Origin of the sequence: Pseudoalteromonas sp. HM-SA03, from assembly GCF_002289345.1 — a bacterium.
Taxonomy (GTDB): Bacteria; Pseudomonadota; Gammaproteobacteria; order Enterobacterales; family Alteromonadaceae; genus Pseudoalteromonas.
The window spans coordinates 1-11768 of sequence record NZ_NSDG01000082.1; the positions used below are offsets into that span (position 1 = coordinate 1).

Genomic DNA, 11768 nt, shown 5'->3' on the forward strand with positions numbered 1-11768 from the left:
GGTCATTCTCCGATAAGGCGTACAGACTTTTTTAATACCTTGTAGCAGCGATTTTATATCGCGACAAATAAAAGGGTCGTTCTCATATAAAAGCATCATGTTTGTCGTTGTGATGTTTATAATGAACAACCCGATAATGTTTTTATATTTGCTTTCGACAGCTTAAAATCCATATTCTCACCATTTAATCTCCCTATTCTATATATTGTATCCTGCCACCAGTCACGTAAAAATTTGGTTAATTGCGTAAAGGTGTGCACAATAAGTCCATATAAAACCTAAAATTAGGGAGTGTAAAGATGTTAGGTCTTTCGGCTCGAACAATTTCTGCTGTGCTCAGTATCACAATGTCACTATGTACTTTTGCAAGCTTTGCCAATGTAGATAAGGACAGATCCTATATTTTGGCGACAGCCTCATCTGGTGGCACTTTTTACCCAGTAGGCGTCGCAATTGCGACACTAACTAAGCTAAAGGTCACGCCACAGCACGGTATGAGCGTGTCGGCAATTACCTCTGCTGGTTCTGGTGATAACCTCAAACTCATGCGTAATAAAGAAGCTGAACTGGCTATTCTACAGGGTCTTTACGGTGCGTGGGCGACGCAGGGGACGGGGGCAATAGCAGCCGTTGGCAAACAAGATTATCTGCGTTCTGTGACTATGCTGTGGCAAAACGTAGAGCATTTTGTCATTGCTAAGCAGTATGTCAAAACGGGCAACGTCTCAGATTTGAAAAACCTATATTCACAGGGGTTTGGTATTGGTAAGCGTAACTCTGGAACGGAAGGTTCTGGGAAGCACATCATGGCTGCACTGGGCGTTGATAGTGACAAATTCACTTTGGTGCATAAAGGTTACGCGGGCTCTTCTAGCGCCCTACAAAATGGTCAGATTGCGGGAATGAATATTCCAGCAGGCGTACCTGTCAGCGCTATTACAAGTGCTTATGCAGCCGATGCCAATGGTATCACAGTGCTGGATTTTACTGATGAGCAGCTAAATAAAGTCAACGCTGATGTAGAGCTATGGTCACGCTTCGAGATCCCAGCTAACACTTACCCCGGCCAAACTAACGCAATTAAAACGATTGCCCAGCCAAACTTTCTTGCTGCACATAAAGACATGAGTGAGGAAGATGTCTATCTGCTCACCAAGGCAATTTATGAAAATTTAGTCTTTCTTCAAACCATCCATAAAGCGACTAAAGCCATGGCGATAGAAAAGGCACTCATGGGACTGCCTGCTAAGCTACATCCCGGTGCGCTGAAGTATTATAAAGAAATAGGTATTGCCGTACCTGCTCATCTGCAGTAACGCCGCCAACTAAGTAAAACGGGATAGTATCTATCAATGAGTAATAGTAGCAATGAGCAAAGCACATTAGCAGCACCAACAGCAGCTCGTGAGCGGATCGCTTTTTATTTAGCGATACTCACGAGTCTGTTGCACCTCTATTTTAACTTGGTCGCCACTTGGCCGGATAACTATATTTCAGCCATTCATTTCATGCTATTTGGTAGCATTATCTTGCTCACCTTGCCACTTAGAGTTGGTAAATTAGCAGTGCTTTCTAGCGTGATTGATATCGGGCTGTTTATCGGTTTAATCGTTAGCTGTGGCTATCTTGTTCTGTACAGTGATGCGCTAGCTGCGCGTAATTATGAATTTGCTACGGCTGACTGGATAGCATCTTCCACCGCTGTACTCCTCGCGCTTGAGTTGGTCCGGCGCTGTATGGGCTGGTTTATCCCGATGATGATCCTACTGGCGATGAGTTATGTACTGTTTTTGGGACAGTATATCGATGGCGTGTTTCATTTTGCGGGTTTAAGCGCAGAAACTATTTTGTTTCGCAATTACTTTGATGACGGCTTGTTTGGACCTATTGCTAAAATTTCTTGGACGTTTGTTTTTATGTTTATCCTGTTTGGCGCATTTCTAGTCCAAGCAGGAACAGGGGATTTTATCATTCGCTTTGCCAATGCGCTTGTTGGTCGCATGGTTGGCGGACAAGGACTTGTTGCTGTCGTGAGCTCGGGTATGATGGGCTCAGTATCAGGCTCTGCTATCGCGAATACAGCGGCGACTGGGGTGATTACCATTCCATTAATGAAAAAAGCAGGCTTTCCTGCAAAGTTTGCGGCAGCAGTTGAAGCCGGAGCATCGACGGGAGGTCAGCTGATCCCGCCGATTATGGGGGCCGGTGTATTTGTGATGGCCTCTTATACTCAAATTCCTTATCTTACGATAATTGCGGCGGCCTTTGTTCCCGCTCTGCTTTATTTCGCATCTATCGCCATCTTTGTACGTATTCAAGCTAAGCGTTTGAATATCCAGCCAGCATTAGAATCAGAGCAATTGAGTGCTTGGCAAGAGCTGAAGTCCGGTTGGCATCATTTATTACCTATCGTGTTGCTCGTAACATTGATGATTTATGGCTTTACGCCAACTTATGCAGTCAGTATTGCGACGCTCAGTGTGTGTCTATTTTCTTTGTTTTCACATTCGCCGATGAAGTGGTCAAAGGTTTTGGCTGCGCTTGCAAATACAACTGAAAACAGCGCTAAGACAGCAATATTATTGGTGGCCATTGGCATGTTGGTGAATTGTATTTCGATCAGCTCCTTAGGGGTTACATTTTCTCTAATGATAAATGAATGGGCGGGAGCAAGCTTGATACTGTTGTTGATATTGATTGCATTGGCCTCGTTAATTATCGGTATGGGACTGCCCGTGACGGCATCATATATTGTGTTGGCAACGCTTTCTGCACCGGCTTTGTATGGCTTGATCAGCCAGTCAGCACTGGTAGAGATCATAGTNAATGACACTGCGACGATGATGATGAGTATGATGGCACCAGCACTAGGTGAGATATACAACCAGCCAAATATTACCGCGGCTCAAGTGTTTACTATTTTGGCAAGCTTGCCGCCAGAGGCTGTTGATATTATTCGCAGTAGCCAATTTGATGCCACGCATTTAGCCATGATGCTACTCTCTGCCCATATGATTATTTTTTGGTTATCGCAAGATAGCAATGTGACACCGCCGGTATGCTTGGTCGCTTTTACCGCCGCGGGAATTGCCAAAACACCGCCGATGGCAACAGGTATAGAAGCATGGAAAACGGCCAAAGCGCTATACATAGTTCCCTTACTGTTTGCTTATACGCCGTTTATCGGGGGGAGTAACTTTGAGATCATGCAGGTTTTTTTCACTGCGCTTGTGGGGATGTACGCTTTGGTAGCAGCGATATATGGCTATGCGGAGGCGAAGCTTAGTAAACCAATCAGGATGGTGTTAGCGCTTTTAGGTATCGCTTTAGTTTGGCCGCATCAAATGATCTCGGTAGATATAGCGGCGGCACTATGTGTTATTGCTGTTGTTACAAAGCAAGTAGTAGATAATCGTCTAACTTAAGCTTTGCTATGCACCATAAAGTAGGCCCCTAAATTGGGGCCTTATGATATTAGACGATATGCTGAATAGACTGATGTATTCGAGCAGGTAGCAGGGCTTTTAAGTACTGCTCTAAAGTATGTAGTGATTCTGTACCGCGAATGCCCGCGGCTTCATCTTGTTCTATAAAGCCTTGCTCTTTTAGACTAGTAACAAACGCACTGAGCACTTTTTTGTCAAAAAACTCTGGGCTTTTGATACCGTGTAAAGTTCCTAGTCGGTCGGCAAGAAGTGCACTTTCTTTTTCAAGCTCGCTACGACTTAATCCTTGATGACGCTTAACGAGGTTAATCGTGATTGCATAGCGCTCAAGCGTTAAGTGGATCACTTTACCTAGCATTTCTAATTGTGCCAATGCGCTACCATCTTTGTTAACTGAGGCAAGGTGACCATCAAAAGTGATCAGATCCTTAGCCGCAAAGTATTCAAAAATAGACTCTATATATCCAGTCTTTAGGTCTGTTAAGAACCACTCTTTTGCAAACAAGGGATACAACAGCGCTACCTCTTTGCGGCACTCATCAACAGTCAAGCTGTAGCGATTGAAGAGCTGCTGAGCGATTAAGCTTGGTACGGCAAACAGGTGCAGAATATTGTTACGGTAATAATTAAGCAGAGCGCGTTCTTTTTCCTTAACACTAATGATGCTGCCAAAACTGTCTTCAATAATATCGAACTTATCAAGCTTAAGCGCATGATCGAGTAGGCCCTCAGGACTCGAATCTGGCACCGTCGCATTGTCGTGATAAGGTGCATGTCTGTGTAGTCCAAGATACAAATCGAGCTGTTGTAGCAGTTGTGATTTAGGCAATGCAAATTGCTCGTTACTCAGCAAAATTGTCGCAAGTAAATTAACTGAATTCAGTGCTGCTGAGTTATTTATCTCAGTCATGATGACATCAGCGAGATCGGCAACTTGCTTGTTCAGCCAAGCTGGCTTTTGAGTTTCGGTGGGGTGGATAGAATCACGCCAATCTGGTTGATGCTCATTTAAAAATTGGTTGACGGATATCGGATCGCCAAAATTTAAATACCCTCTACCATAGTTTTTAAGGTTCTTAATCGCCTTAAAAATACCAAAGATAGACTCATTTTTCTTACTGTTGCCAGCCAGCTCTTTGAGGTAGGTGTTGATCTCCATAACATGTTCGTAGCCGAGATAAACGGGCACTAATGATATAGGTCTATCAATGCCGCGAAGCATAGATTGCAGTGTCATTGCCAGCATCCCCGTTTTTGGTGGTAGTAGACGACCGGTACGACTGCGGCCGCCTTCGGTATAAAACTTAACGGAATACCCTTTGATAAATAACTGACTTAAATATTCCTTGAATACCGCGGAATAGAGTTTGTTGCCCGAAAAAGAGCGGCGAATAAAGAAGGCACCACTACGACGGAAAATCGGGCCCGCAGGGAAAAAGTTGAGATTAACGCCAGCTGCGATATGCGGTGGTACTAAGCCCTGGTGGTAAATCACGTAAGTTAGAAGCAAGTAATCCATATGGCTACGATGACATGGCACGTAAATTATCTCGTGTCCTTTGTCCGCAAGTGCTTGTACTTTGTCTGAGTTATTAACTTCAATACCATTATAAAGCTTGTTCCACAGCCAAGTGAGGGCCCTGTCAGCTACACGTACCATGGCGTCTGAATAGTTCGCGGCTATTTCGTCCAATAACCTCAGTGCTTGTAATCTCGCTTCTTCCTGACTTAGACCTTTTGCCTTTGCTTCGTCTGCAATGGCTTTTTTAATGCTTTGCGACGCTAAGATAGAATTAAATAGCTGCTCACGTGATGGCAGTTTGGGGCCGGTAGCGGCCAATTTTTGACGACGGAAATGCACACGTGCAACGCGCAGTAGCTTATGTGGTAGCTCCTCAACATCTGCTTTATCGTTTAACAATTGATTAAGTTCAATCGGGCGGGAGAATCGAACAAAGTTATCCCGGCCTGAAAACAAGATCACAAAGCATTTGCGTAGCCAGCTCGGTGTTAATGAGTTGGATAATAAGGTTCCCACACCTGGCTTTTCTTTACCTGGATTACGACCCCACAATATGGTGACCGGAATAACCTGCGCATCGGTATTGTCGTTATCTTTTAAGGCTTCAAAAATCGCTTTGCTATGTTCAAGCGCATCACTTGGTTTATGACTATTACCAAAGACACTTGGCGGAGTCTGGATCCCAACAAAACGATTGAGCTCTTTATTGCCGATTCGCGCTTTTTGAGACGGCCTTGGTAAACCAAGCTTTTTACACATAACGTCTAGCGCTATCATGTCTGATACCGAGTCGAGTCTCGCTACATAAAATGTGGGAATGCTGGGATCTAGCTCGTAATCCTCAATGGGATGCTCTGGCAATACTTTACTTTTAACAAAAAGCCAGTTGCTACAGCGAGCGATGGCTGTTAGCAAATAAGAAAAAATCTGCATGGGAATACCGAACAATTATCATTAACCATAGAATATCAAGATTTAACTGGACTGACCATTTACAAAGGTGTCATCCATGTTTTCCTGCCGCAATATATCCATGGAAGATTAACAGAAGCAGATGCTTGAGTAGAGTGAATTTTGCTCTAAGTGCTTTTTGTGAGTGAAATATTGTGTATGTTCAATGCGCTTTATCTGCGCGACAGCGCCTACGGATCCGAGCGATAAAATTACTTTGTATTAGTTGTTGCATTTATCACCAATATCACTATAATATGCAGACTTTCTTGACCATAGTGTCTAGGAAAGTAAATGAAAGGTCTGGATTTCAGGCCCTATGAACAGGAACTCCAATTGCGAGTTCAATGGTAGAAATAAATTAACAACCGACTTCTCAGGAATTATTGAGTTAGTCTCGGTCGTTTTTTTATGCTCTTTTTAAATGCTCTTTTTATTTTGAGGTTTAAGAATGTCAAATCAACGCATTCGTATTCGCCTAAAAGCTTTTGACCACCGTTTGATTGACCAATCAACGGCGGAAATCGTGGAAACAGCGAAGCGCACTGGTGCACAGGTTCGTGGTCCAATCCCACTACCTACGCGCAAAGAACGTTTCACAGTATTGATCTCTCCGCACGTAAATAAAGACGCGCGTGATCAGTATGAAATCCGCACCCACAAACGTCTGATCGACATCGTAGAACCAACTGACAAGACTGTAGACGCTCTAATGCGCCTAGACCTTGCTGCTGGTGTTGATGTTCAAATCAGCCTGGGTTAATCGGAAGATTAGAGAGGTTTTAGGAAAATGGCATTAGGTCTAGTCGGTCGTAAAGTGGGTATGACACGTATCTTCACTGAAGATGGTGTATCTATCCCTGTGACAGTTATCGAAGCGACTCCTAACCGTGTTACGCAGATCAAATCTGACGCAACTGACGGTTATAACGCGCTTCAAGTTACTGCAGGCGAGAAAAAAGCAAGCCGTGTAAACAAACCAGCAGCGGGTCACTTCGCTAAAGCTGGCGTTGAAGCGGGTCGCGGCCTGTGGGAATTCCGTCTTAACGGCGGTGAAGGTGAATTTGAAGTAGGTTCAGAGCTAACTGTTGAACTTTTCACAGAAGTGAAAAAAGTAGACGTTACTGGTACTTCAAAAGGTAAAGGTTTCCAAGGTGGTGTTAAGCGCTGGAACTTCAGCATGCAAGACGCAACTCACGGTAACTCTCTATCTCACCGTGCTCCTGGTTCAATCGGTCAAAACCAGTCTCCTGGTAAAGTTTTCAAAGGTAAGAAAATGGCCGGTCAAATGGGTAATGTTCGTTCAACGACACAGAACCTTGAACTAGTACGTGTTGACGCAGAGCGTAACTTGCTTTTAGTTAAAGGTGCAGTACCTGGCGCTATCGGCGGTGACGTTATCGTTAAACCAGCTGTTAAAGCATAAGTCCTGGAGATTTAGTGATGGAATTAGCAATTAAAGGCGCTGGCGCGCTTGAAGTTTCCGAAGCTACTTTTGGACGTGAGTTTAACGAAGCATTAGTACACCAAGTAGTTGTTGCTTATGCAGCAGGTGCTCGTCAAGGTACTAAAGCTCAACTGACACGTTCTGAAGTACGCGGTGGTGGTAAGAAACCATTCCGCCAAAAAGGTACTGGCCGTGCACGTGCTGGTACAATCCGCAGCCCAATCTGGCGCAGCGGTGGTGTGAGCTTTGCAGCTAAGCCGCAAGATCACAGCCAAAAAGTTAACCGTAAAATGTATCGCGGTGCGATCAAGAGCATTCTTTCTGAGCTTGTTCGTCAAGATCGTCTAGTAGTTGTTGAAAACTTTGGTCTAGAAGCACCAAAGACTAAAGAACTAGTAGCTAAGCTTAAAGAACTTGAGCTTAAAGACGTACTAATCGTGACTGAAGAAGTAGATGAGAATCTATTCCTTTCTGCACGTAACCTGTACAAGGTTGACACGCGTGACGTAGCTGGCATCGACCCAGTAAGCCTAATCGCTTTCGATAAGGTTCTGATTACTGCTGCTGCTGTTAAGCAACTTGAGGAGGCGCTAGCATGATCCGTGAAGAACGTCTTTTAAAAGTAATCCTTGCTCCACACATCTCTGAGAAGAGCACTGTATCTGCTGAAGAAAACAACACTATCGTTTTCAAAGTAGCTAAAGATGCAAACAAAGCAGAAATCAAAGCTGCTATTGAAAAGCTTTTCGAAGTAGAAGTAACTGGTGTTCGCACTCTAAATGTTAAGGGTAAGACAAAGCGTACTGGTATGCGTTTTGGCCGTCGTAGCGATTGGAAAAAAGCATACGTTACTCTTAAAGAAGGTAGCGAGCTAGACTTTGTCGGCGGCGCCGAGTAATAAGGGGAGTTAGAATTATGGCACTTCAAAAGTGTAAACCAACTTCTGCGGGTCGTCGTCACGTCGTTAAAGTGGTTAACCCTGATCTACACAAGGGTAAGCCTTACGCTCCGCTATTAGAGAAAAACTCTAAATCAGGTGGTCGTAACAACAACGGTCGTATCACGGTTCGTCACATCGGTGGTGGTCATAAGCAGCACTACCGTGTAATCGACTTTACACGCACAAAAGATGGCATTCCAGCTAAAGTTGAGCGTCTAGAGTACGATCCAAACCGTAGCGCAAACATCGCTCTTGTATTATATGCAGACGGTGAGCGTCGTTACATTATTGCACCTAAGGGTCTTAAAGCAGGTGATGCAATCCAATCTGGTGTTGATGCACCAATCAAGGTTGGTAACACACTACCTATGCGTAATATCCCTGTAGGTTCTACTGTACACAACGTTGAACTTAAACCTGGCAAAGGTGCACAAATTGCACGTTCTGCTGGTGCTTACGTACAGATCCTTGCTCGTGAAGGTCAATACGTAACACTACGTCTTCGCTCTGGCGAAGTTCGTAAGGTTGAGTCTGATTGTCGTGCGACTCTTGGCGAAGTAGGTAACGCAGAGCACATGCTACGTTCACTAGGTAAAGCTGGTGCAAATCGTTGGCGTGGTATCCGTCCTACAGTTCGTGGTGTTGCCATGAACCCGATTGACCACCCACACGGTGGTGGTGAAGGTCGTACTTCTGGTGGTCGTCACCCTGTATCTCCATGGGGCGTACCTACTAAAGGTTACAAGACTCGTAAGAACAAGCGTACTGATAAGTTTATCGTACGTCGTCGTACTAAATAATAGTTGAGGAATTGCCATGCCACGTTCTCTCAAGAAAGGTCCATTTATTGACCTACACTTGCTGAAGAAGGTAGAGAAAGCGTTGGAAAGCGGTGACAAGAAGCCAATTAAAACTTGGAGCCGTCGTTCAATGATCATACCTAACATGATCGGATTGACCATCGCTGTCCATAATGGTCGTCAGCACGTTCCTGTGTTCATCACAGACGAAATGATCGGTCACAAACTGGGTGAATTTGCACCTACACGTACTTACCGCGGTCACGCTGCGGATAAGAAAGCTAAGAAGCGTTAATCGGAGGGTATGATGGAAGCATTAGCTAAACACAAATTCGCCTCTGGTTCGGCGCAGAAAGCACGTCTAGTGGCAGATCAGATCCGTGGACTTCCGGTTGATCGCGCGCTAGAAATCCTGGCGTACAGCCCGAAGAAAGCGGCTGTATTAGTTAAGAAAGTACTTGAGTCTGCTATCGCGAACGCGGAGCACAACGAAGGTGCTGACATTGATGAGCTTAAAGTGGCTAAAGTATTTGTAGACGAAGGTCCTACAATGAAACGTATTATGCCACGTGCTAAAGGACGCGCAGACCGCATCCTTAAGCGTACAAGCCACATCACTGTTGTGGTATCGGATAGCTAGGAGATATAAGTAATGGGACAAAAAGTTCATCCTACTGGTATTCGCCTAGGTATCTCAAAGCCTTGGGTATCTACTTGGTACGCGAATACAAAAGATTTCTCTGAACAGCTTTTTGGCGATCACAAAGTACGTCAATACCTTACTAAGGAATTGAAAAGTGCTTCTGTAGCTAAGATCGTTATCGAGCGTCCAGCTAAATCAATCCGTGTAACAATTCACACAGCTCGTCCTGGTGTTGTTATCGGTAAAAAAGGTGAAGATGTTGAAAAGCTTCGCCAAGCTGTAACTAAGCTTGCTGGTGTACCTGCGCAAATCAACATCGCAGAAGTACGCAAGCCAGAGCTAGATGCACAATTAGTTGCTGACGGTATTTCTTCTCAGCTAGAGCGTCGTGTTATGTTCCGTCGTGCTATGAAGCGCGCAGTACAGAACGCAATGCGTCTAGGTGCTAAGGGTATCAAAGTTGAAGTAAGCGGCCGTCTAGGCGGTGCTGAAATCGCACGTTCTGAGTGGTACCGTGAAGGTCGTGTACCTCTACACACTCTACGTGCTGATATCGACTACGCAACTTCAGAAGCTTTGACCACTTACGGTATCATCGGTGTTAAGGTTTGGATCTTCAAAGGCGAAGTAATTGGTGGTCTTCCACTAGTTCAAGAGCAAGAGAAGCCAGCTAAACGTGCGCCGAAGAAAGCTAAAAAAAGTGCTAAGTAAGAGGTAGCGACTAATGTTACAGCCAAAACGTACAAAATTCCGTAAGGTACACAAAGGCCGCAACCGTGGTCTGGCTACCAGCGGTAACAAAGTTAGCTTCGGTTCTTTCGGCTTGAAAGCGACTGGCCGTGGCCGTATGACTGCTCGTCAAATCGAAGCAGCTCGTCGTGCTATGACACGTCACGTCAAGCGTCAAGGTAAAATCTGGATCCGTGTATTCCCAGATAAGCCAATTACAGAAAAACCGCTTGAAGTTCGTATGGGTAAAGGTAAAGGTTCTGTTGAATACTGGGTTGCTGAAATTCAGCCTGGTAAAGTTCTTTACGAAATGGAAGGTGTTTCTGAAGAGCTTGCTCGTGAAGCATTCAACCTTGCTTCTCGTAAACTACCATTCAAGACAACTTTCGTAACTCGGACGGTAATGTAATGAAAGCTAGCGAATTAAAAGACAAAAGCGTAGAAGAGCTAAATGCTGAACTTCTAGAGCTACTTCGTGAGCAGTTTAATCTGCGCATGCAAGCGAGCACTGGTCAGCTAGCTCAAACTCACGAACTGAGAAAAGTACGTCGCAACATTGCGCGTGTTAAAACGGTTATTAACCAGAAGGCAGGTGCATAATGAGCGATAAGATCCGTACTCTTCAAGGTCGTGTAGTAAGCGATAAAATGGACAAATCAATCGTTGTTGCTATCGAGCGTCAGGTTAAACACCCGATCTACGGTAAGTTCATCAAGCGTACAACTAAGTTGCACGCACACGATGAAAACAACACGGCACTAGCAGGTGACGTCGTGACTATTCGCGAATGTGCGCCAATCTCTAAGAAAAAATCTTGGACGCTAGTTGACGTGATTGAANCGTCCTAAGAAAGCTTAATTTTAGTTTTTAACTAAATTAGACTTTTNATAAAGCCCCGGCATTAGCTGGGGCTTTTGCGTTTCTGGATAATTTTTATAAATAGCCATCGAACGTCAGGTTAATACCAATTGTATTAGGTAAATGAGCAATTTGAAGCGGAGAAATAGCTTTAGTAGCTAGGCAAAAATTTTGCTATTTAGTTGTTCTAAATGAGAAATTTTTAACGACGCTAATATGGTATTTCACCCTTCAAATTGATTGGAGACTTAGTGTAATTGGTATAACCACCCGATCTACGGTACTCTTTATAGAAAGAAAGCATCAAGCGTACAACTAAGTTGCACGCACACGATGAAAACAACACGGCTACTCACAGGTTACGTCGTGACTATTCGCGAATGTGCGCCAATCTCTAAGAAAAAATCTTGGACGCTAGTTGACGTGATTGAA

14 protein-coding genes and 1 pseudogene (1 of these 15 running past the window's edge) are annotated in these 11768 nt (G+C 44.4%); 14 read left to right on the forward strand and 1 reads right to left on the reverse strand.

The genetic code is table 11. The features are described from left to right. Positions 1-299: 299 nt before the first annotated feature. Entirely contained in the window at positions 300-1316 is a 1017-nt protein-coding gene (locus tag CKO50_RS16110) for a TAXI family TRAP transporter solute-binding subunit (protein ID WP_095728984.1), read from the forward strand. 36 nt (positions 1317-1352) lie between these two features. Then, positions 1353-3425, forward strand: coding sequence for a TRAP transporter fused permease subunit (locus tag CKO50_RS16115; protein ID WP_095728985.1), 2073 nt, complete (start codon positions 1353-1355; stop codon positions 3423-3425). 49 nt (positions 3426-3474) lie between these two features. Here CKO50_RS16115 and plsB read toward each other — a convergent pair whose 3' ends face one another. Beyond that, positions 3475-5901: a glycerol-3-phosphate 1-O-acyltransferase PlsB gene (gene plsB, locus CKO50_RS16120; protein WP_095728986.1), complete on the reverse strand. Its 2427-nt coding sequence runs from the start codon at positions 5899-5901 to the stop codon at positions 3475-3477. Positions 5902-6370: 469 nt separating this feature from the next. Between plsB and rpsJ the strand changes: the two genes are divergently transcribed. From rpsJ to rpsQ (CKO50_RS16180), 12 genes and pseudogenes are all read left to right on the forward strand, one after another. Then, a complete protein-coding gene (gene rpsJ, locus CKO50_RS16125) occupies positions 6371-6682 on the forward strand; it encodes a 30S ribosomal protein S10 (protein ID WP_010376390.1) in 312 nt (103 codons plus the stop codon). A 27-nt stretch (positions 6683-6709) separates the two neighbouring features. Further along, the gene (gene rplC, locus CKO50_RS16130; protein WP_010376387.1) at positions 6710-7345 is read left to right on the forward strand and encodes a 50S ribosomal protein L3; all 636 of its coding nucleotides are present in this window, start codon (positions 6710-6712) and stop codon (positions 7343-7345) included. Positions 7346-7362: 17 nt separating this feature from the next. After that, positions 7363-7965: a 50S ribosomal protein L4 gene (gene rplD, locus CKO50_RS16135; RefSeq protein WP_088529602.1), complete on the forward strand. Its 603-nt coding sequence runs from the start codon at positions 7363-7365 to the stop codon at positions 7963-7965. Next, positions 7962-8264 carry a 50S ribosomal protein L23 gene (gene rplW / locus CKO50_RS16140; RefSeq protein ID WP_095728987.1) on the forward strand — a complete coding sequence of 101 codons (303 nt, stop codon included), beginning with the start codon at positions 7962-7964 and terminating at the stop codon, positions 8262-8264. Before rplD ends, rplW begins: the two co-directional genes overlap by 4 nt. A gap of 17 nt (positions 8265-8281) precedes the next feature. Beyond that, positions 8282-9106, forward strand: coding sequence for a 50S ribosomal protein L2 (gene rplB, locus CKO50_RS16145; RefSeq protein ID WP_010607737.1), 825 nt, complete (start codon positions 8282-8284; stop codon positions 9104-9106). Positions 9107-9122: 16 nt separating this feature from the next. After that, a complete protein-coding gene (gene rpsS / locus CKO50_RS16150) occupies positions 9123-9401 on the forward strand; it encodes a 30S ribosomal protein S19 (RefSeq protein WP_010376377.1) in 279 nt (92 codons plus the stop codon). A gap of 12 nt (positions 9402-9413) precedes the next feature. Beyond that, positions 9414-9746, forward strand: a complete 333-nt coding sequence (rplV, locus tag CKO50_RS16155; protein WP_010376375.1) for a 50S ribosomal protein L22 — start codon at positions 9414-9416, stop codon at positions 9744-9746. A 12-nt stretch (positions 9747-9758) separates the two neighbouring features. After that, positions 9759-10460: a 30S ribosomal protein S3 gene (gene rpsC / locus CKO50_RS16160; RefSeq protein ID WP_010376374.1), complete on the forward strand. Its 702-nt coding sequence runs from the start codon at positions 9759-9761 to the stop codon at positions 10458-10460. 13 nt (positions 10461-10473) lie between these two features. Next, complete coding sequence (rplP, locus tag CKO50_RS16165) at positions 10474-10887, forward strand: 50S ribosomal protein L16 (protein ID WP_095728988.1); 414 nt, start codon at positions 10474-10476, stop codon at positions 10885-10887. Further along, a complete protein-coding gene (gene rpmC / locus CKO50_RS16170; RefSeq protein WP_058031280.1) occupies positions 10887-11078 on the forward strand; it encodes a 50S ribosomal protein L29 in 192 nt (63 codons plus the stop codon). Before rplP ends, rpmC begins: the two co-directional genes overlap by 1 nt. After that, the gene (gene rpsQ / locus CKO50_RS16175) at positions 11078-11326 is read left to right on the forward strand and encodes a 30S ribosomal protein S17 (protein ID WP_095728989.1); all 249 of its coding nucleotides are present in this window, start codon (positions 11078-11080) and stop codon (positions 11324-11326) included. Before rpmC ends, rpsQ (CKO50_RS16175) begins: the two co-directional genes overlap by 1 nt. A gap of 285 nt (positions 11327-11611) precedes the next feature. Beyond that, positions 11612-11768 (forward strand): annotated as a pseudogene (gene rpsQ, locus CKO50_RS16180) (30S ribosomal protein S17); its annotated part runs 24 nt beyond the window's last position; the annotation flags it as partial.

Excerpts from the sequence above, each read along its gene's own strand:
- CKO50_RS16110 (WP_095728984.1), top strand. The coding sequence starts at position 300 with ATGTTAGGTCTTTCGGCTCGAACAATTTCTGCTGTGCTCAGTATCACA.
- plsB (WP_095728986.1), bottom strand. The coding sequence starts at position 5,901 with ATGCAGATTTTTTCTTATTTGCTAACAGCCATCGCTCGCTGTAGCAAC.
- rpsJ (WP_010376390.1), top strand. The coding sequence starts at position 6,371 with ATGTCAAATCAACGCATTCGTATTCGCCTAAAAGCTTTTGACCACCGT.
- rplC (WP_010376387.1), top strand. The coding sequence starts at position 6,710 with ATGGCATTAGGTCTAGTCGGTCGTAAAGTGGGTATGACACGTATCTTC.
- rplD (WP_088529602.1), top strand. The coding sequence starts at position 7,363 with ATGGAATTAGCAATTAAAGGCGCTGGCGCGCTTGAAGTTTCCGAAGCT.
- rplW (WP_095728987.1), top strand. The coding sequence starts at position 7,962 with ATGATCCGTGAAGAACGTCTTTTAAAAGTAATCCTTGCTCCACACATC.
- rplB (WP_010607737.1), top strand. The coding sequence starts at position 8,282 with ATGGCACTTCAAAAGTGTAAACCAACTTCTGCGGGTCGTCGTCACGTC.
- rpsS (WP_010376377.1), top strand. The coding sequence starts at position 9,123 with ATGCCACGTTCTCTCAAGAAAGGTCCATTTATTGACCTACACTTGCTG.
- rplV (WP_010376375.1), top strand. The coding sequence starts at position 9,414 with ATGGAAGCATTAGCTAAACACAAATTCGCCTCTGGTTCGGCGCAGAAA.
- rpsC (WP_010376374.1), top strand. The coding sequence starts at position 9,759 with ATGGGACAAAAAGTTCATCCTACTGGTATTCGCCTAGGTATCTCAAAG.
- rplP (WP_095728988.1), top strand. The coding sequence starts at position 10,474 with ATGTTACAGCCAAAACGTACAAAATTCCGTAAGGTACACAAAGGCCGC.
- rpmC (WP_058031280.1), top strand. The coding sequence starts at position 10,887 with ATGAAAGCTAGCGAATTAAAAGACAAAAGCGTAGAAGAGCTAAATGCT.